This window comes from Enterococcus sp. DIV1375a, assembly GCF_051712205.1.
GTDB lineage: Bacteria > Bacillota > Bacilli > Lactobacillales > Enterococcaceae > Enterococcus > Enterococcus faecalis.
Map to the genome: position 1 here is coordinate 2,366,550 of NZ_JBIOOM010000001.1, position 20,665 is coordinate 2,387,214.

Here is a 20,665-nt window from a genome sequence, read left to right on the forward strand (position 1 = left end):
TTTTCCTCCTTCTTATTGATGTGCAATGCCATTGTCATCTAAAACTTTCAAGACTTTCTCCTTCGTTTCATCGTAATCAATAATCGCATTTAAAGGAATGATTTTTTCATCAGGAATTGACCCTAAAGCATCTTGCAATGTTTTTTCGACAAAGAAGTAATCAGCCATATCACCACTGGCACTCCCGACATCTGTGTGATCAATTTGAAAATTATCTGTATCAACACCGACTTCCTCTAAAATTTGTTGGATATTCATTTGCACCATAAAACTTGTTCCTAAACCACTTTGACAAACTGTAAAAATCTTCATCTTATTTCTCTCCTTCTTGGATAATTGATAGTATTTCTGGAACGGTTTCAGCCGCCACTAAGCGATGTAATGATTCTTTTTTTGATAGAATTTTTGTCAGACTAGATAAGGCCCGTAAATGTGTTTCGTTATCTGAAGCAGCTAAACAAATAAAAAGGTGAATTTCATGCTTAGGATCTTCTAATAAATCGACACTTTTTTGGATTTTTAGTAATGACATGCCTAACTGATTAACGCCATCTTCTGGTCGCGCATGAGGCAATGCTACGTCTGGACAGATATGGATAAATGGCCCAAACGATTCGACTTTTTGAATCATTGCATCAATGTACTTTTCCGTAATACTGCCATTTTTTAATAACGGCTTGGCAGCTTCTGTAATTCCCGCTCGCCAGTCTGCAACTTCAGGCAGGACTTGGACTGTTTCTGTTGTTAATAATTCCGATAACATTGGACGCAGATCCTCCTCTTTTTCTAAAATTTTGTTCATTTTACGATGCAAGACACGATATAACTGCGCTTCTGTGACTCCTTTTTTTAAGGAAATATAAGGTTTTAACGCATCTAAAATATCTTTAACATCTGGCATGGAAATACCTGGCAATAGCCAATCTGATTGAACTTGGTGCATCAATTGATTTTTCTCCAAAGAGCTCATAATGGGCTTGGTAAGATAAACCTTTTTGGCTGTTTCAATAGGGACCGTTGAGAAAATGATGTCATAGCTTTTTTCAGATACATTCTCTATTTCCCTCACCGCATTCGTTTCTTTAAATTCAATCATTGGAAATAGCCGACGCAATTCCGATTGCAAAATCAACGAAGAACTGATACCACTGGGACAAACAATTAGCGCTTTTAGCTTTTCTTGCCGCTGTTCATTTTTTTGCCCGAAAATTTCTCCACCAAATAATATGGTAAAAAAACCGATTTCCTCTGACGGGATTGACCGTTTCGTTAATTTTTCTAAAGGAGCTAACGCTTGTTCACAAAGATGATAAAGCGACCGATACGATTGTCGAATATCCTTGATTAAAACATTCGGCAAGTAAAAGCCATAGCTAATCCGAAAATAGGCAGGAACCAGATGATAATACACATTCATGAGCAATTCACGAGGCTGTTCAAATTGAACAACGGCCAACAATTCCATTTTCCGAATAATTTCACCAGAAATATCTAATAAAAACTCTAACTTCGTATCTCGCAATTCTCCTTGCAAGGCTGTCATTAAACAAATCGTGAAAAAAAGACTCTCAGTTTCTACATTCGCCACTGGCCCAACTAAATCACTTAAAATACGATGACTGACGGGATAAGCGCGTAAGGACTGAATTAACTGGTTCTCAGGCCAGACGACTGTTCCATATTTGCCTAATCTTTTTTGAGAAAAAGCAAGAAAGTAACTAATTTCATCCAATCTGCTGGGTACCAGTTGAAGCTGTGCTTCCTGGACGGCTAATTGAATGCCGTCACGTATTTTTGCGTATTGGCTCATTTGATGCTGACTGAGCCAGCAAAATAAAGCGAAGGTGCCCGACTTTTGTTGTAAGAGGCGGGCAAGCTAATTTTTCCCGAAACGACGAATCCGAAATTCATCTCCTTCTAGGTAAAACCCTCGTTTTCGTTCGTAGGATAAAGCAATGTTTTCAGTTGCTAGTTGGTGTCGTACTTTTTTGATGTCCGCTAAAATAGTGCCTTTCGAAACGTCTAAAAAATTTTGGTAATGATACACCGATAGTTCTTCGATTTCTGAATAAGTGAGCAAAAAAATAAGTGCTTGTCTTTCTGTTTCGCTATAGATCACTTGACGTTGTTGAAAAAGTTGTTTTCCCCATTCATTTGCGGAAAGGTTTGGAATGCTGACGGTATTCTGTTGAACTTCTCCGCCTATTGTCGAAAGTTGTGTCACTAATTCTCGTTGCGAAAGATCGGTTATTTGTTGAGCCAAAGAGAGCGCAATTTTTTGCCCTGCATACTCGTCAAGGAGATAACTTATTTTATAATTCACAGCTGTGTCCTCCTCCTGTAATCATCATATAATGATAGCGCTTTATTTTCTATCTAAGTTGGGTACAAATGTCTACTGTACTTTTTTGATAAATTGTACCGTTCTTTATTTTAAAGTTAACAAAAACCCGTTGCAAGTTTCTTAAAAACTTACAACGGGTTTTCTTTATGTTAATTGTGTTTGTAATGCGATATTCAGCAAAATAGCCACCGCTACCCAGCCGCCACACATCACCAGAAGCAGCCAACTAAACATCGATTGTTTTACTAAAGACTGCTTAGGCTTTGCCAGATGTACAAAATTCATGCTATTTACTAAGAACAGTAAAAATAAAGCAAAACAAAGGACGGCCAAGCCAGCACAAATCCAAATCCACATCGTAATCTCCATCTATATTCCTCCTTCTACATTAACTCTATTTATAAAAACAGCACATTATTTTTCCTTTTTCCTTTTTTTATTCAAATAATAGAAACTTGTTAGTACTACGAGTAAACATGCAATACCAAGGCTGTAAAGCCACGTGCTATTTCGTTCACCTGTCCTTGGTAATGACGTCTGTGCATTAGTCGGATTCGTTTTAGCAGTGGTTTTTCTGCTCACTTTGTCTTGTTGTTGTGACGTTTTTTTATCTTTATCAGTGACTGGTTGCTCTATTGGCTTAATGACACCTTCCGTTTTTAGTGGCTCTTTCCCTCCATAGAACGTTACACCGATATTCGTTTGCCCTACTTCTTCTGCAAAACTCTCAGAAGAAATAATTAGACTCGCAATGCCAACGGTTAAAAGTATTCCCAACGTCACCAGAAGTGACCCTTTACTTTTCATTGTCATCATCGCGTGCTCCTTGTCTATTTTTCAAGGCTGCCTGTTTTTCTTGTTGTAAATAGGCTTGTTGTTTCAGTGTTGCTTTCTGTTGCGTAAAACGCCAAATAGCTAGAATTAGACTCACAATTGTTGCAACTAACAAGCCATAAAAAGCTTGATTCCACCAAGTCGGTAGGACCAATTTCACTACTGCTTCTTTATTTAATTTTTTGGCTTCTTGACTACTGATGGTAAATTCTTGCTTAAACGGCCACACTTGTTGTTCATCTTCTTTCAAGACCGCTTTTCCTTCAAAAATATAGGTTCCTGGACGAACATCTTCTTTCCCGAAATCTAAATGGAAGTTCATCGTCGAATTTGGCGCAAAACGAACACTTGGTAAAATCCGTTTGGCATATTCTTTCGTTTCGCCTTTTTTCGTTACTTTTCCTTCTAAACGTACTTCAGGAAAAATAGCGGATGTCGGATTCTGAATAACCGCTTGGACCGATTTATTTCCTAAAGCAATGGTCGGAACTAATTTAACTAATTGAAGAGTCTCTGCTAGATACATCGGTGTATCTTCTGACATTCGTAAAGCAATTGCTACATTAAATCCATATCGACTGGTTAAACCCGTTGATTTTCCTTTTTCTTCCTTTTCATCTTCTGCAAGCGAAGCATAAACACCACCCAAAACTAATCCTTGGAAACCATTCGCTGGAATTTCGACAGTCATTTTGGCTGTTACGGTTTTCTTAGCGGGAACTTTTACATGTTCCTCAGGTAATTTAATTAATGTTGTCAAGGGTACTTTTAAACTTGAATCTGGTTTTTTCTCGAAATCATTGTACACAATTAAACCATTGTCATTCGTCACAGCATTCGCCAAATTTAAATCAATCGTCAATTCTTCATCTGTTTTATTAATTAATGATAATTCGACTTCTTGTTTCTGTCCTGGTTTTACAATGAGATCGTAGTAGGATTGCGTATTTTTCGCTTGATTCTCAGGAATATTGGGTTTAACTGTAAATTTTGTATTCATGTTGTCATCCGCTTCTTCTGCTTGTACAGCAGAAGGGATGCTTAATGCCATCACACAAATAAAAACTGTGACGATTAGCCAGCGCATTGTCTTCATTATTTGTTCCTCCTATGTATCGAAAAGGAGCCGTGCACCACTGCGCAGCTCCTTTTCTAGTAATGCAGTATTCTCGTTAGTAACTGTTTATGGCGCAGCCACTAATGTCCAAGTTACGTTACCTGTATACGCACCATTTGTAATTTGTGAACTAGGTGTTGTAATGTTTAATTTTACATTTGATAATTCAGAATCCCATGTACCTTGACCTTTACCAACTGCTGCTGTAGCAATTGATACAGCTGCTCCACCTACTGGAATAGTTGTTCCAGCAAATTCAGGACTTCCTGGATCTGCTGCAAAGGCAGCTACATCACGTGAGTATGTTTTTGCTGTTTCATCGTATTTCGCTACTGCTCCTGTTTGTGCAAAGGTAATTGAGCCTTCTAAAGTAGCAGTGCCATTTTTCATTTCAGCAACGCCGGCAGTAACTGACCAACCCGCTTGTGTTCCACGAACATCCCCAACGGCATAACGTTTTGTTTGGGTACCTGTCGCATCTAACGAAATCGCTGATAAATCAGAACTAACTTCTGTCGAAGCAAATTTGAATTCTGTTGGAACATATAACAAATCAAAATTTGTATTCGAGCCTGGTTCTGGTTCTTGTGTGCTTCCGTCATCTCCATCACCCGTACCGCCTGGTAATGAACCACTTGTCATCTCTACGTTTGCTGGTGTTGTACCAGTCGTTGTTGCATGTGCTGCTGCAGGAGCGATGCTTACCCCTAAAATTGCCGTTCCTGCAAATAAAGTTACCAATGTTTTTTTCTTCATTTTACTCTCTCCTTTATATCTTGGTTAATTAATGAATAAAAAAGTGAAAAACTTTTCTATCTCAGTAGAACGTAAACTAAGTATAGCGAAAAAAAGACTGCTTGTGATTTCAAATTTTAAACACCTCATGCAAAAAAAATGAATTTACTATAACAGCAAGGTTCCAACGACTTTTTGTGTCTTTGAAAACGTAATTTTCAAAAAATATATTGTTTTTTTTCATATATAAAGTGGTAATTTTATAAAAAAACAGCGAGAAAACGTCAAAATATTAGTAACAAACACTAACATTTTGACGTTTTCTCGCATTTATTAAATCAAAATTTCCTCAATATTTTAAAAAAAAATAGTGAAAACTAAAATTATATCGTTTTCATAGACAAAACGTACATTTTTTCTTACGAAAATTGATAATCACTCGCTGACTATTCTCTAATCAAAGCTTGCGTTGTACAACGGAAAGAACCACCTAACATTCTAGAAACATGGTAATCAATTGCCTCAACTTTGATACCTTTTGCTTCTATTTGAGGAATTAAGGTTGTAAACGATTGGTCCGTTATATACGTTTCTTCGTTAAGCGGTAGACCATTTGTCACTAAATACGCTGCTTCTTGCAAAGTAACGTGAATTTTTTCCCAGTTGGCTAATTGCGCAGGAAGTCCATCCAAAAAGGCCTCTTCACAAACAATCATCAAGCCTTCTCTCAACAAGCTTAACGCACAATCTAAGTGGAGAATATGCGGATGTAACCGAACCGGCACCACTTCATAACCAAAATGACCAATCATATTGGCTAACCACTGAATTCCTGCTAGGTTACTTGCCAAGCCAGAGTAGCCCACAAAAATTGTTTTTCCTAGAACTAAAACATCGCCGCCTTCAATAAAGGGACCTGCTTCACTTAAAGCCCCTTCAGAAATGTCAGGTTGTGGCGCAGCAAAATAATAGCCTTCTGCTTCTTGTGTCCACTGCTGAATAATCGGACGAATTGGTAAAATTTCTTGTCGACGGTGTTGAAATCTTAAGTTTCCTTCTATTAAGAGATTGCCAATTGTAAAAAAAGGGTCTCGTGAAAAGAAGTTACTATATCCTACGCCCAATTCCTTGCCATGTTCTTTTTCATAGGTTGTCAATAAACGTGGACGAAATACTTCTACGCCATAAGATTCTAATACTCCTTGCATGACTTCTTTTTCTTTTTCCCAACGCACTTGTTGTTCTGGTGCAAAGTCTGCTAAATCACGCCCTTCATTATTCTGTGTTAAACGGGCATTTTCCTCTGTTAAAAAAGTCGTATCCGCTTCATCAAATTTATCTGGTAAACAAAATTGCAATTGTGCTAAAACAACTGAACGCAACGGTGCAAATTCACTTTCAACATGCATTTTTTTCATTATTTGACCTCACTTTTATCTGGTTACCTTCATTATAACAGAGATAAAATTTTTATGCCTTCAATGAAGAAAAAGCAGAACTTCTATACGTTCTGCTTTTTCTTCATTTTGTTATTTACCAATACCTTTATCTTTAATCTCAGCTTTTTGCCCGGTGCCATCTACTAAGCCAAAAATAATCTTCGCTTGGTCTGTATTATCAATTTGTCCTGAAAAAGCTTCTGCTTGTGGGCCATAAGCATAGACATTTACATCTTCTCCTGTGTGTCCGCCAGTAGTCCAACCAGTATTCGAACGTTCATCAAAAATCTTTCTTAATGCCTGAGCGATTTTTTCAACATCTTTTGACTCCGCCGCTGTTTTCACTGCTTTCAATTCAGCCTCACTTAATTGAAAATCAATATACTCAGTCACTGTTTTTTCCACATTACCATTTTTAATAATTTCTTCTGCCATGAAATCAGGCGTGCGTTTTGCCGCATGTAAAGGCTCCGTCAACCAGTTGTATTGATCTCCTTTGCCTAAAGACAAGCCACCTGTTGAATGATCTGCAGTTGTAACCACCAATGTTTCACCATCTTTTTTGGCAAAATCGATGGCCTTTTCAAACGCCGCTTCGAAGTCTTGCATTTCGCTCATCGCGCCAACAATATCATTGCTATGCCCGGCCCAATCAATTTGACTACCTTCAACCATTAAAAAGAAACCTTTTTCATTTTTATCTAACCGTTGAAGAGCCGCTTCTGTCATATCAGCTAATGAAGGAACTTCTTCCGTTCGGTCAATCATTTTAGGTAGCCCGCCTGGTGCAAACAAGCCTAAAATTTTGTCGTCTTGGTTCTCATTTAACGACTTTTTGTCTGTGACATGACCATAACCCGCTTGGGAAAATTCTTTGACTAAATCACGATCTTTCCGGGCAAATAATTCGGAGCCGCCGCCAAGTAACACATCGACTTTGTGTTGTCCGTCGATTTGATCATCAAAATAGTCATCGGCGATTTCTGCCATGTTTTTGCGTGAAACATTATGTGCGCCATATGCAGCAGGGGTTGCATGTGTTATTTCAGATGTTGCTACAAGCCCCGTTGATTTCCCCACTTTTTTCGCACGTTCCAGCACTGTTTCTGTTTTGGACTTGTCATTATCAAGTGCTATAGCATTATTATAGGTTTTCACTCCGGCAGCCATCGCTGTCGCTGCGGAAGCTGAATCGGTGACATTCTCTTCTTCATCTTCTGGATAAGTGGCTTGTTGCCCAACTAAATAGGTATCAAAAGCTGTTTGGGGAACACGCTTGTCTGAGTGATTGGCTTTGAAATAGCGATAGCCCGTTGTATACGGATTCCCCATGCCATCTCCAATCATAAAAATAACATTTTTTACTGGTGCTTTTTCGGATTCAGTTGCCTTCGCTTCAGCAACCTCTGTTTGTTTTTCGCCGCTTTTTTGTTCAGATAAATTTGTACAACCCGCTAATGTTGTGAATGTTAATAAGGTAACCCCTAGCAAAGCTCTTTTCTTCATTTCCTTGTTTCCTCCTTCATATCTACCCATACATTGACTATAACAAGTCTTAGTTGATTTCTGATAAATAACAAGTAAAGAAAGTGTTAAGTTGTTGTATTGCTTCTGTTAAGTTCCTTATTTGTCGCGTCTTGCTGCTCTTTTTTCGGACTCTTTGCGTAATTGTTTCTGCGCTTTTTTTGAGCCGCGTTCAATATCTTTGAGTTTCTTTCGTTCATGGAAATCTGTAAATAAACTTTCTAAATCATAGTCTTGCGGATATAGATCTTGTGCTTTCGCTTGTAATTTCAACCGTCTTCGTGGTACATTTTCAATTTTATCATTCACAAATACTTGGATTTCTTGTTCACCCTCATCTGTAAAAACCAACCCAATTTGTTGTGTTTCTGTCAATAGGACACGATCACCTTTTTGATAACGGTCTGTTTCTTCTACAAACGTGGCAAAGGTCGTTTCTTTTGCTTTCAGGGGTTTAAATAGACTTCGATTAGTAGGGTATTCTTTCCGCTGAATATAATGAGCCGCCTTTTCAATGAGCTGTGGCTCCATCTTCATTTTACGTGCAATCCAAAGCGCCTGACTATCGCCAACTTCACCAATTTTCAATTGATATTTGGGCGTTAATGTTTCACGATCGAAGGCCATTGCGGCGGGCACAAAATCGTCATGCTCTTGGGCAAAACGTTTAATTTCACCATAATGGGTCGTTGCAACTACCAAGGCTCCCTTTTGATACATCGTTTCCATAATAGCAATCGCTAAGCCAGCTCCTTCGTTCGGCTCGGTGCCACTACCAATTTCATCTAATAAAACAAGCGTGTGTCGCTTAACATTACGCAACATTTCCGCAATATTTTTCATGTGTCCAGAAAAAGTGCTTAACGCATTTTCCAGATTTTGCTGATCACCAATATCGACAAAAATTTCATCTAATACTGGAATCTCTGTGCCCGCTTGTGCTGGAATTTGCAACCCAAATTGTGTCATGACAGTCAATAAGCCAACTGTTTTCAAGACAACCGTTTTACCACCAGCATTGGCACCTGTAATGACAAGTCCTCGATACTCTGCTCCTAAAGAAAACGTCAATGGTACTGCGTGTTCTAATAAAAGAGGGTGTTTTCCTTGAACAATGCGCAAGCGTTCTTCTTTGTTTACTTTTGGCGTAATCCCACCGATTTCGCGACTATACTTTCCTCGTGCAAAAATAATATCTAAGGTGGTCATTGTATCGACGGCTTGATCGACAAGTCGTTCTTGCTCATTAATTAACCCAGTTAGTTCTGCCAAAATTTGATATTCTTCCGCTGTTTCTTCCGCTTTTAAGAGTGTCAATTGTTCATTTAATTTACTAATTGCTACAGGTTCAATAAAGACCGTTTGTCCTTTATTGGATTGCTCAATGATTGTGCCTAAAACCTTATTTTTATAGCTAGCTTTGATTGGTACCGTGTAATGTTCCCCTTTTTTCACCATCATATTTTCTTGAATATACAGTTGATTATTTTTATTGCGTAAAAATTTGGTGACTTTTGTTTCAATTTCTTGTTGGCATTCATTGATTTGACGCCGGATTTTCCGAAGTTGTCGAGAAGCATCGGTGGCAACTTTTTGATTATGGATTTTCGTATAAATTTGTTCTTCAATTGCTCTGAAATCAGCTAAGTGCTGACTGTAACTAAATAGGCGTGGTGTTTGGTATTGATTTTTTTCAAAAAACTTCTGGATTCGCTGACTACTTCTTAAAAAGTCAGCGACCTCAATCAATTCGTTTGGTGTAAGGATTAAGCCTTTTTTCACTTGTTGAAGCAAGCGGGTAATTTGGCTCAAGCCCATGAAAGGGACGTGTTGTCCGCTATCAATAATTAAGCGGGCCTCGGTTGTTTCCGTTAAGCGGGACTGCACTGTTTCTAAACGTGTTGCAGGGACCATTTTCGCCAACCGTTCTTTACTATACTCGCCAATCGCACGTGTTTGAACTTCTTTAAGAATTGTTGTAAATTGTAATTTTTGAATGGTTTCATGATTCATTTGTTTTTTCTTCCTTTCTATCACGAAAAGAATACCTGGCGCCTTTAAATAAAAACCAGTTTCTATAGAAAAAAGAGGACAGCGTTCTACCGCTGTCCTCTTTATCATTGGATAAAGGTTACTAAAGAAACCTCTTTTAAAGGAGGTATTTAGTAAATGAGATGACTGACAGGTATCACTTTCTAAGCACACCAAATAAACCTTGCTTGGTTCACTGGTTATTCAACTTATCAATTAGATACCTACGACACTCACCAAAATACCCCACATTCATTTGTTGGTTTTTATTTATTCTCCACTTGAGAGTAGCAAATCTAGCGAAGAAAGTCAAATAAAGATTGGCCCTTTACTTATTCAATGTCTTTTTCATCATGGTTAGTAACGTTTTCACGTCTTCTGTTCTAGTGTCCCCTGTTTCTTGATCGATAATTGAGCTGTAGACATGAGGAATGATTTTTTTAACGCCGGCATCCACCGCAATTTGAACAATTTCTTCAAAGTTTTCTAAATCAATGCCCCCTGTTGGTTCTAAATAAAAGTCATACTTGGCACAAGCTGCTGCTACTGCTTGGTATTCTTCTTTGTGAGCCAAGCCTTTCATCGGGAAATATTTAATGGAACTGCCCCCCATGTCTTTCAACAATTTGATGGCAGTTTCGATAGGTACTTCCGCCGCTGGCGCACCCGAGCTTAACGGACCTGTCGCAATGTTAACATAGCCAACTTTGCCTGTGGGTGAAACCAAGCCATTAATCACTGTTTCGTCTTGACGAAGTAAGGCCCGCGAAGCGCCGACACCTGTGAAAACTTGGTTCACGTGTTGCGGTTGTAGAACTTCTGATAAGCGAGCCACCATTTGACTTTGATTTGGATCACCAGCTCCTAAGCCGACAGATAAAGCGTTGTTGGTTGCTGCTTGGTATTTTTTCATATCGTCAATGGCTGCTTCATCGGTTTCATAGTTTTTTGAAAGGACGCCTAACACAACATGCCCTTCTGCTGCTTCATAACAGGCTTGGGCATTTTCTAATGAATTGGCTAAGACGTTTAAACAAATGCGTTCTTCTAAATAATTAGGTTTTAATGACATGACTTATTTCTCCTTTGTGTCCATAATTTCTTGTAATCGTTGCACGATTTTGTTCATTTCTTCTTGATTGACAGAACGAATGTCAAATTCAATGATGCCATTGTTGGCTTGATATTCTCGCGTATAAATGGCTGGACTTTCTGCTTTTAACGCTTGGATGACTTCCTTAGCGGTTTTTCTGCCGTCCACTTTGACACTGGCGCGATAAATGTCTCGTCCGGCGCCATCCTGGACGATTTTAGCGGTTAAATCTGACAGGTTGTTGATGGCTTCAACAAACGGTTTTAAGCGCTCTTGCATCGAAGCCCCTGATTCACTGCCATGTGCCAAGTATTCTTCCACTGCTTGCGTAAAGCCTAGGATATTGTCTTTGCCAATTTTCATTGCTCGACCAATGCCTTTGCCTTGCAGGCGCACCCAGTCAATGTATTCTTTTTTCCCGACCACTAAACCAGCACTTGGCCCTTCAATGGCTTTGGCGCCGCTGTAAATCACCAAATCAGCACCTGCTTCAGTGTATTTGAAAAGATCTTCTTCTGCTGCCGCGTCAACAATTAGCGGCACCTTGTGGCGTTGCGCCACTTTGGCCGCTTCGGCCACCGTCAGCATACTTTTTTGCACGGTATGATGGCTTTTGATGTATAGAATGGCCGCTGTTTTTTCAGAAATCATCATTTCCACGTGTTCTGGACTGCACATGTTGGCGTAGCCAGCTTCCACCACTTGGCCGCCGCCTTGCGCTACCATAACTTCTACAGGCGTGCCGTAGTCCACGTTGTGCCCTTTAGGTAAAACAATCTCTCGCTGTTCAATTTTTTCTGTATAAGGATGATACGCGTGGTACAAGCTGCCTTTTCCAATCAAGGCAGCCACCGATTGGGCAATCCCCGCCGAAGCCGAGGAAACGATTTGGGCATCTTCTGCCTTCAACAAGTTGGCTAAAAAGGCCCCTGTTTGCACACTAAGTTCACTCATTTCAAAGAAATGTTCGCCGCCGAATCGTTGAGCCGCTAGGACTGCCTCCGAAACTTTGGAGACACCTAGAATGGTCATTTTGCCAGAAGCATTGATGACTTCTTTTAAGTGAAATTTTTCGTAACTATTCATTATTTTCTCCTTTATAACAAACCAAAGAATGAAGTGACCAAACTAACTAAGACAATCGTGCCGATAATGATACCGTAACGTGGGCCTTTTTTTACCATGAAGAAATAAATAGCCATGACTGCTGCTAAAGGAAGTAACCCTTTCATAATTTGATCTAGAATATCTTGTAAAACAATCGTGGCACCGCCAGTAACTTTAAACGTCATCGGGCTAGCAATTTTAACATAACTCGCACTTAAAGCGCCCATCATCATCATTCCTAAAACATTCGCTGAATAAATGACTTGCTTAATTTTGCCGTCTTTTAACAAACTTAAGATTGAATTACGCCCTAATGTATAGGACTTATTCACTAACGTCCAACTGATGTATAATGTAATGGCTGTGTACAGAACCAACGGACCGATACTTCCAATCACGTTACCTCCTTTAGCCATTGGAATAAAAATGGAAATGATTAACGGCATTAATGCTGCCCAAATAATTGAATCGCCAATCCCAGCCAGTGGACCCATCAGCCCAGTTTTAATCGATGTGATCGCCGTATCAGAGATCGCTGCACCATTGGATTTTTCTTCCTCCATAGCAATTGCAATCCCTTGAATTGAAGCCCCTACTGTTCCTTCAGTATTAAAAAAATTCAAATGACGTTTCAGAGCTTCTCTTTGTTGTTCTTCATCGTCTGCGTAAAGTTTTTTAATTGCAGGAATCATCGATGCACAAAAAACTAAACTTTGGAGACGTTCATAAGAATTTGATAATTCACAGCCTAGTTGATAAATCCAAAAGGCTTTGGATAATTCTTTTTTAGTAATTTTTTTCTGTTCCAATTGTTGTTCATTTGCTTGTGTCATTTGTTCCATTATGCTGCCTCCTCACTCAATGCCTTATTTCTAACTAAAAAGGCAATACAGATTCCTAAAATAGCGACGGCCATAACTTCTGCGCCAAAATATACTACTGCAACAAAACCAATTAAAAAATAAGGAATCAAATTTTTCTTGCCAATTACCATAATTGTTAAGGCGAATCCTAACGCTGGTAAAATACCACCCATTACTTCAAAGCCGTGCATCAACCATGCTGGGATAACTTCTAAGACTTTATTCACCACAGATTGACCAAAAAAGTTCGCCGCAAAAACCAACGGAAAGCGAATTAAAAATCCCGCTAAAGCTGGATAAACAAACGCAGCTCGGTAAATCCCCCCATAATTTAACTCTTCTGCATATTTATCAGCCATATGCACCCAAGTCGCATTGATGGTCCGCCGTAATTGATCCATAAAGACGCCTAACACACCAAAAGGAACAGCTAGTGCAACAGCCGCCTCGGCATTCATTCCCACACCTAAAGCAATCGGAATCGCGATTGCTGAAGCTAAAGCCGGATCACTAGGCACATTGCCGCCCGGTGTGGAGGTGACTCCTAGATAAACAAGTTGAATCCCCGCCCCCACAACCATTGCTTCACTAAGTTTTCCTGTTGCTAAACCAGCCACCAACGCTGCGCCTAATGGCTGAGACAGCATGCCTGAAAATGTGTACCCAAAACGCAAACGTGCAAACCAATAATAAAGTCCCATAATAATTGAAACACCTAAAACGCCCATATGATTCTCTCCTTTTTCTCTGATTATAGTGATTGATATTTTTCAATTAATTTTTGAATTGGTAGGGGATTTTCTTCGGGAATCGCTTGGAAGAAAACATGGATGCCCTTCGTTAAAAGTTCAGTCAAAATTGCAACATCTTCTTCAGATAAATTGATATTTTTTAAAACATTTTTCCGATTTGGTCCGCCACCTAAGCCACCAACTTGAATCTCCTCTTTAATAATTTCTTGGTCCACCATCGCTTTTAAGGTCGTTAAATCTGGCACTAAAAATAACACCTTTTTCTCTTCCTTTTCTTGCGATTCCCAATATTCTTTGGCACTTTCAATCCCTTTAATTACTACAGAAACCCCTGGAGGCGCCGCCATTAAATAAATACTTTGTAAAAATTCATCTTGCTCTAGTTCATCACTCACTACCAAAATTTCATTTGCACCTGATTGTTGTAACCATTTAGTCACTACTTGTCCATGGATTAAACGGCTATCGACTCTTGTTAATACGATTTTTGACATTCTGTTCACCTGTACTTTCTTATTTTGGAATTTCTAAAATTTGACAACTGTCTACTGCTGCTTGTTGAATCATCTCTGCATCTTGTAAACGAAATCCAGGACCACTTTGTTTCATGACGGATTCTAATAATAACGATGTGCATAATCCTGACACAATCAGGAGGTCATAATCTTTTGATAAACGCAATGCAACATTACTAGGTGTGCCACCTTTAACATCTGTTAAAATTAGCAACTGGTTGTGCCACGTTAACTGGTCAATTTTTTCTGTGACTCGTTCTAAATAATCCCCCAGTGAATCCTCTGCTTGTAATGCTACTTCATGTACATTTGTGACTTCTCCTACAATCATCTGGACGCTTTTGACTAATTCCAAGCCCCAACCATTGTGTGTTAAAAGTAAAATTGGTTCATTTTCCATAAACAAACTCCTTTGCTAATTAATCATTTTATTAAAAGCAATAAGTGTGCCAACTTTCATTTCCGTTTGAATTAAGCCTTTTCAAAGAGCAATTCATAAATATAGCGCACTTCCAAAGGTGGAATCAACAGATTATAGGACACTTCAAGCGGTCGAAACGCCATTTTTATGACAGATACTGCTTCTGGCAACTCTCGGTATGACACTTCATAAGCTGTCGGGTCATATTCTGGATTTAGCAATTGCCGTTCTAACATACAAGCACAATGAATGATAAAACGAAGTAAAATCTTTTCGTCACTTTTTATTTTAGTTTGTAAGCAAATATCTGAATAAATCTTAGCTAATTCGATCGAAATGGTTGTAGGATTCAAAACCGTTAGTAAGTCTGTAATAGCTTCGATTGATAATCCTTGAATATATTTAGCTGAAACTTTTTTTAGTAACTCTTGGTTTTGTTTTTCTTCTAAATGATGGCCTAATAATTCGAAAACTAGCTGAATGCCCCGCTTCGATAGTAAATCTTGTAAAGAAATAAACGGAATATCTGGCACTTCTGTCTTTACGGTGCCAATGATGCCAACGATTTTCTCTTCTTTTCGAACAAAAGAATGCAAACGATCAATGTCTTCCACTTCTCTTTTCTCTAAAGTAATGATGCGTACATTCGTTAGTAATTCATTAGGAAAAGTTTTTAGTAACAACTGTTCAATTTTAATAGCAGTCCCCATGCCAGTTAGACAGGAAATAATGAGAACTTTTGCCTCGTTGAAGCGACCTTTACTGCAAATCAAGGCGCGATGATTTTTTTCTTTTAAGACTGGTAATAGATACTCAAACGCCGTCGATTCATAAATGACTTCTCGGGCCACTTCTAGCAATGTTAAGAGATTGATATTGCTAATTAGCAGCACTTCCATTTGAAACGTTTGACTGATAGCATTACCAAAGTAAACCAGGGAACCGATGTCCACCATTAAAATAATTTTTTTATACTGATTTTGCTTTACAATTGAACGGACTTTTTCTAATGTTTCTTCCACGGATTGATTAATCGGCATATCAACTGCACGCATGACCGTTGTTGAAAACAGAAGGTTGGTGTACTCAACCATACTGCTGGCCGTCGCGGTACCATGAGCAACGACGATAACGCCACAGTTTTCTTCAACTGAGTGCGCTCTTTTTTTAGCTGTGACTTTACGAATAAATAGATCAAAAAAGAGGATTTCCGTATCAGCAAAAGAAATCCCAAACAATGTTTGTAGAAAGTCCACCATGGTCTTAGCAGCTTGATACTGGGTTACTTTGCCAGAATAGATATTTTTGGTATCTGAATAAAATGTTTCATTCATTTGTGCAGAATAAAAAACAGCAGAATAAAGGTGGACAATTAAAATATTCTGGAAATCCTCTGTCAATTTTTCTTGGATTAATTGTTCAAAAAAGACAATGGCTTCTTGAATTTTTGGCTGCAATGTTTCGTCAATGGCCTCTAAGGCTAGCGGTTCTTGAGCAAAAATGTCCATATCATAAAGTTGCTCGACTTTGTTTTGCATGATTGCTAGCGCATCCTCTGTCGAAAGAGTTAATTTTTTCAAATCTGCATATTCTTTCAATAGAAAATTATAAAAACGATCATTTTTCAGACTTTCTGATTTGAGTAACTCTTGACTGCTTAAATAAAAATGGTTGTATTGAATCGTGAGGCCATCGTTAGGTATCCACTCATTAAAAGCCAGCAGACTTTCTACATCAGGTTGCTCTTTGACTGTCCCCTCGTTTGCTTCAATGCAAATAGTTTCCGTTAATTGATCGAACACCTCTAAATAGGCTTGTGCGCTCATAAATTGAATCGCCGCTTTCAATTCGCCAACGTTGGCTTCAAAATGAGTAAACGTTAATTGTTTCAACGCCTCATAACGAATATGGATATTCTTTTGAATCCGTTGACTTTCTTCTAAGAAAAAGGACAAAATCAATTGAATTTTTTCTTTCATAGAGCGCTCGGCTAAAGCTGGAATAGCTAATGTCACAGGGATCCTTCTTAAAAACGTTTTCAAAAAATGTTGATTGACTGCTTCGGTTGTTGCAAAAATAAATTTTATCGATACATTTCTTTGTTTTTCGGCTTCACCCATCCGTGTAAAATACCCTTTATCCAAAACTGTAAACAATTTTTCTTGACCTTCGCTCGTTAATCGATGGACTTCATCTAAAAATAAAAAACCACCATCTGCCAACTCCACTAAGCCTTTTTGGTCATTGACGGCACCAGTAAAACTGCCTTTTTTATAGCCAAACAGATGCGAAGTTAATAATTCTGGATTGTTGAAATATTCTGCACAATTAAAATAAATAAACGGGACTTCCTGGTTCATTTTAACTTGATAAAATTGGTGTAATTGTTCTGCAATTAAGGTTTTCCCCACCCCAGATTCTCCAGTAAGTAAAATATTCAAGCCGTTAGGCGGATATAAAATAGCGGCTTTCAACTTCTTGATGGCGTCTGCTAAGCTCCCATCAAAACCAATTACGTTCGCAAATGGATTCATTTTCAGTAACTGCTTTTTCTTATGTATCTGTTCTGTCTGTTGATAAATGTCCTCTTGCAGCGAAGCGAGGGAATCGTAGCACATGCTACTTTTAAAAAAAGGAAACTGTTCCTCTAAGTAGTCTTTATCAAAAAATAACACCGGTCTTGATTTAACTTTAACGACTTGGTCTTTTCTCACTAATTCTGAAAGCTCTTCACTAACAGCGGTTCGGGTATAGCCAGAGGCCTGACTTAATTGCGAAGCCGTTGCGGGCAACAAGGTTGCTTTGCTACTTGGATTTTGTACGTGAAACTGTTTTAGCGCTTGATGAATATTATCAATTCTCATAGTCTTTTCCCCATTTCTTTTTTTATCCAAAAGTTAATTTATTATACATTAAAACGGAAGCGGTTTCTTATCTACCATAAAAAAAAATCAAGTCTTTAACCAAAAGATTAAAGACTTGATTTTTATTCTCCGTATTGTACAAGTTGTGTATTTTCACAATGAAAGTCCAAGAAATCTTGGATTTTTTTACCATTGAAGTAGTTATCAATGACTCGCATAACCGCATTGTGGCAAACAAATAGGTAAGTTTCCTCTGAAGCTAAGGCTTCCTCAATCAAAGGATAAATTCGACCCGCAACATCTAGGACCGATTCCCCTTCTGGAAATGGCAAGGAAATCTCAGAACGATTTTCTTGGAAAGCCGTTGTTTCAATCGGTTCACCATCATAAATACCAAAATTCATCTCAATTAAACGAGGTTCTGTTTCAATCGTCAATTGATTTCGTTCCGCAATTTTACGTGCTGTTTCTTGCGCCCGTTTTAAAGGCGACGCCAGTAAACGGTCGATTTGAATTCCTTGTTTGGCAATTTTCTCAGCTACCAATTCCGCTTGTTGATAGCCTTTTTCGGTCAATTGCGCTTCCGCATGACCACAAATTCTACGGGCCACATTATAATCTGTTTCACCATGTCTCACTACGTACAGCATTTTTCCACCTCAGTTTTTTGTCTTGTGTCTATTTTATCTGAAATTTGGTCACAATAACACCCTATTTAGCGGTAACTTTCTGGTAATTTAAATTTGCCTTCTTGCTCAAACTGTTCGCCTACTTGGAATAAGAGATCTTCACGTCCACGAGCAGCCATCAATTGAATGCCTAAGGGTAACCCCGTTGCCATCACATGTGTGGGCAAGCTGATGGCTGGTTGTCCTGTCAAGTTCGCTAGTTGAGTATACGGTGTTAGCTGTAAACTTTTATCAAAATAATCATAGATTAATTCAGCTAGCTCTGCTTCTGTTAATTCTGCTGCTTGCGCCATTCGTTGACGAATGTGCTCACTTTGCAAATCTTCGTTAATTTTTGGTGCTGAAAAAGCCGTTGTTGGTGATAAAAACAGATCAAATTTTTGGAAAAGTTCTTCCATCGTTACTGCTGCTTGATCCCACAACTGTAATGAATGAACATAGGTGGCTGCTGGAATCTTTTGGCCAAATTGATGCATGGTCCATGAAAAAGGTTCGATTTCTTCTTTACGAATTGGGCGCCCGAGCCCCTGTTGAATGCTATTCATCATCGCTGTAGTTTCTGCGCCGTTCATTTGATAATAGGAGCGAATCAGCGCTGCACCATCGACTGGATAAGGAATCTCAATGATTTCATGGCCAGCGGCTGCCAGAAAATCAGCCGCTTGTTTCGCCGCTTGTGTTGCTTCTGGCGAAATCAGTGAGCCGATAGGCGAAGCGATACACAGAGCAATTTTTAGCCGTTGTTTTTTAGGGTGTGTTTGCCATTCTGCCAAGGGCGCTTGGTAGGGGGCGCCACTGTGGCTACCACGTAGGCCATAAAATAATGCTTTGGTGTCTCTCATAGAAATAGTCAACGCAAAGTCAATCGAGGCACCTTGCCAGCCTCGCCAGCCTTCTGGGCCGACAGGCATGGAGCCACGGCTAGGTTTTAAGCCAATTAAGCCACTAAAAGAGGCGGGAATTCGGATGGAGCCACCGCCATCACTAGCGCCGGCGATAGGAACAATCCCGCTAGCGACAACTGCGGCAGCGCCGCCACTGGAACCGCCTGGCGAATGTTCCAGGTTCCAAGGATTGCGGGCTGGCCCGTAAAGCGCAGGATCCGTAATATTTTTAAAGCCAAACTCTGGGGCGTTGGTTTGTCCTAAGGGCATCAAACCAATCGTTTCTGCTTGTTTGACAAAGTTAGAGGTCGTTGTTGCAGTACTATTTTTAAAAAGTTGCGAGCCGGCCGTTGCTGACCACCCCGCTTTTTCTTGGCCTAACATTTTCAATGGAAATGGCAAACCAGCAAATAGTGTATCCTGCTGTTTATTTTTTTGATAAGTTGCTTCTGCTTCTTGGCTATCAAAGGTTACAAAGCCATTGATCTTTGGATTTAACTTTTGGACTTTTTTCTCAATATCCTTTAAGAGTTCTGTGCGACTTACTTTCTGTTCTTTTAATTGTTGTACCCAATATAGTCCGTCTTTCATACAGACTCACCTCCTATACTATTCCGTATTAGTATAGCATGGTTTTTAGAGGTCATCCTGTGATGGTGATTTTCATTCGTCAAGTGCTTCTCTATTTTAAGTAAATAATTCGCCAATGTAAGGAAGCAACTGCGGATGCAGTTTGTAGCCTTTATACCGTGTATTTTGGATACCTTGTTTTTTAAAGCCCCCTACTTGAATTTTTTTATTTAATTTTGTCAGCTGTTTGGTCATTTTTTTTCGATTGTTGGCTGTTTCTTCTGTGTCATAAATTAATTTACACAGGCGCTCCATTGGTAAGTGTTCTTTTGGCGTACTGTACAAGACAGCCAGTAGTGCCCGTTCTGTAGCGGTTAGCTTTATCCCTTCTACGTTTAACTTTTCATCTTCTCGTTGGATGGGTTTATTTAATTCTGCCAAGAGGAGATTTTCTCTTAATGTATCCAAAGTCGCATCCAATCGTAGCCAATTGAGAATGCCATATTGATAGCTGATGCTCAATTCTTCCGAGGTAGGAATGTCTTCCGAGCGAAGAAACAACGGCGTTTTAACTCTGGCTAATTCCTTTAGATATAAATATTGTTCTTTGCGAGGAATCGTTTCGCTGAGAATGATGGCATCAAATTTTCGATAAAACAAATGACTTTCCTTAATTTCACCAATCAGACACGTCGTACAAAAAACTTGGTGATCTAAATGCTGTAAGCGGTTTTGAAAAGCAGTTTCTGATAAAATATTTTTTGTGATGACCATTATTTTCATTCTTGATTCCTCCTTAATTCCTTTTTAGTTCAAAATTTTCTCAATTTTCGTGTTTCGATTTGATATATTTAGTATACTGGAAATTTTTCGAATTAAAATT

General features: G+C 39.0%; 18 protein-coding genes and 1 pseudogene. All 19 read right to left on the minus strand.

All coding sequences use genetic code 11. From position 1 onward, the window contains the following. Nucleotides 1–12 precede the first annotated feature (12 nt). Nucleotides 13–312 carry a PTS sugar transporter subunit IIB gene (locus tag IGJ63_RS11545; protein ID WP_002355095.1) on the minus strand — a complete coding sequence of 100 codons (300 nt, stop codon included), beginning with the start codon at nucleotides 310–312 and terminating at the stop codon, nucleotides 13–15. A gap of 1 nt (nucleotide 313) precedes the next feature. Further along, nucleotides 314–2,323 (minus strand): annotated as a pseudogene (locus IGJ63_RS11550) (BglG family transcription antiterminator). Nucleotides 2,324–2,488: 165 nt separating this feature from the next. After that, nucleotides 2,489–2,713: a hypothetical protein gene (locus tag IGJ63_RS11555; RefSeq protein ID WP_002355093.1), complete on the minus strand. Its 225-nt coding sequence runs from the start codon at nucleotides 2,711–2,713 to the stop codon at nucleotides 2,489–2,491. Between the two features lie 45 nt (nucleotides 2,714–2,758). Next, nucleotides 2,759–3,160, minus strand: coding sequence for an LPXTG cell wall anchor domain-containing protein (locus IGJ63_RS11560; RefSeq protein WP_153854243.1), 402 nt, complete (start codon nucleotides 3,158–3,160; stop codon nucleotides 2,759–2,761). Next, complete coding sequence (locus tag IGJ63_RS11565; protein WP_002389357.1) at nucleotides 3,141–4,274, minus strand: DUF916 and DUF3324 domain-containing protein; 1,134 nt, start codon at nucleotides 4,272–4,274, stop codon at nucleotides 3,141–3,143. The genes IGJ63_RS11560 and IGJ63_RS11565 overlap by 20 nt, the downstream gene beginning before the upstream one ends. An 87-nt stretch (nucleotides 4,275–4,361) precedes the next feature. Next, nucleotides 4,362–5,051: a WxL domain-containing protein gene (locus tag IGJ63_RS11570; RefSeq protein ID WP_153854244.1), complete on the minus strand. Its 690-nt coding sequence runs from the start codon at nucleotides 5,049–5,051 to the stop codon at nucleotides 4,362–4,364. Nucleotides 5,052–5,476: 425 nt separating this feature from the next. Then, nucleotides 5,477–6,448 (minus strand): dimethylarginine dimethylaminohydrolase family protein, encoded by a 972-nt coding sequence (locus IGJ63_RS11575; RefSeq protein ID WP_438746506.1) that lies wholly within the window; start codon nucleotides 6,446–6,448, stop codon nucleotides 5,477–5,479. A gap of 111 nt (nucleotides 6,449–6,559) precedes the next feature. Beyond that, entirely contained in the window at nucleotides 6,560–8,005 is a 1,446-nt protein-coding gene (locus IGJ63_RS11580) for an alkaline phosphatase (protein ID WP_002381148.1), read from the minus strand. An 87-nt stretch (nucleotides 8,006–8,092) separates the two neighbouring features. Further along, nucleotides 8,093–10,006, minus strand: a complete 1,914-nt coding sequence (locus IGJ63_RS11585; RefSeq protein ID WP_438746508.1) for an endonuclease MutS2 — start codon at nucleotides 10,004–10,006, stop codon at nucleotides 8,093–8,095. A gap of 346 nt (nucleotides 10,007–10,352) precedes the next feature. Further along, nucleotides 10,353–11,096 carry a 2-dehydro-3-deoxy-phosphogluconate aldolase gene (gene dagF / locus IGJ63_RS11590; RefSeq protein WP_438746511.1) on the minus strand — a complete coding sequence of 248 codons (744 nt, stop codon included), beginning with the start codon at nucleotides 11,094–11,096 and terminating at the stop codon, nucleotides 10,353–10,355. Between the two features lie 3 nt (nucleotides 11,097–11,099). Then, complete coding sequence (locus IGJ63_RS11595; RefSeq protein ID WP_002378755.1) at nucleotides 11,100–12,203, minus strand: DgaE family pyridoxal phosphate-dependent ammonia lyase; 1,104 nt, start codon at nucleotides 12,201–12,203, stop codon at nucleotides 11,100–11,102. An 11-nt stretch (nucleotides 12,204–12,214) separates the two neighbouring features. Beyond that, nucleotides 12,215–13,066 carry a PTS system mannose/fructose/sorbose family transporter subunit IID gene (locus IGJ63_RS11600; protein ID WP_002359140.1) on the minus strand — a complete coding sequence of 284 codons (852 nt, stop codon included), beginning with the start codon at nucleotides 13,064–13,066 and terminating at the stop codon, nucleotides 12,215–12,217. Beyond that, nucleotides 13,066–13,815: a PTS mannose/fructose/sorbose/N-acetylgalactosamine transporter subunit IIC gene (locus IGJ63_RS11605; RefSeq protein WP_002355079.1), complete on the minus strand. Its 750-nt coding sequence runs from the start codon at nucleotides 13,813–13,815 to the stop codon at nucleotides 13,066–13,068. Before IGJ63_RS11605 ends, IGJ63_RS11600 begins: the two co-directional genes overlap by 1 nt. A 23-nt stretch (nucleotides 13,816–13,838) precedes the next feature. Further along, nucleotides 13,839–14,333, minus strand: coding sequence for a PTS system mannose/fructose/N-acetylgalactosamine-transporter subunit IIB (locus IGJ63_RS11610; RefSeq protein ID WP_002355078.1), 495 nt, complete (start codon nucleotides 14,331–14,333; stop codon nucleotides 13,839–13,841). A 19-nt stretch (nucleotides 14,334–14,352) separates the two neighbouring features. After that, complete coding sequence (locus tag IGJ63_RS11615; RefSeq protein ID WP_002365282.1) at nucleotides 14,353–14,754, minus strand: PTS sugar transporter subunit IIA; 402 nt, start codon at nucleotides 14,752–14,754, stop codon at nucleotides 14,353–14,355. A gap of 71 nt (nucleotides 14,755–14,825) precedes the next feature. Further along, nucleotides 14,826–17,639, minus strand: a complete 2,814-nt coding sequence (locus IGJ63_RS11620) for a sigma 54-interacting transcriptional regulator (protein ID WP_438746513.1) — start codon at nucleotides 17,637–17,639, stop codon at nucleotides 14,826–14,828. A gap of 122 nt (nucleotides 17,640–17,761) precedes the next feature. Further along, complete coding sequence (locus tag IGJ63_RS11625) at nucleotides 17,762–18,289, minus strand: histidine phosphatase family protein (protein WP_002359138.1); 528 nt, start codon at nucleotides 18,287–18,289, stop codon at nucleotides 17,762–17,764. A 65-nt stretch (nucleotides 18,290–18,354) separates the two neighbouring features. Then, on the minus strand, nucleotides 18,355–19,803 hold the full coding sequence (locus tag IGJ63_RS11630; protein ID WP_438746515.1) for an amidase: 1,449 nt from the start codon (nucleotides 19,801–19,803) through the stop codon (nucleotides 18,355–18,357). 96 nt (nucleotides 19,804–19,899) lie between these two features. Then, on the minus strand, nucleotides 19,900–20,565 hold the full coding sequence (locus IGJ63_RS11635) for a helix-turn-helix domain-containing protein (protein WP_002383329.1): 666 nt from the start codon (nucleotides 20,563–20,565) through the stop codon (nucleotides 19,900–19,902). Nucleotides 20,566–20,665: the final 100 nt, after the last annotated feature.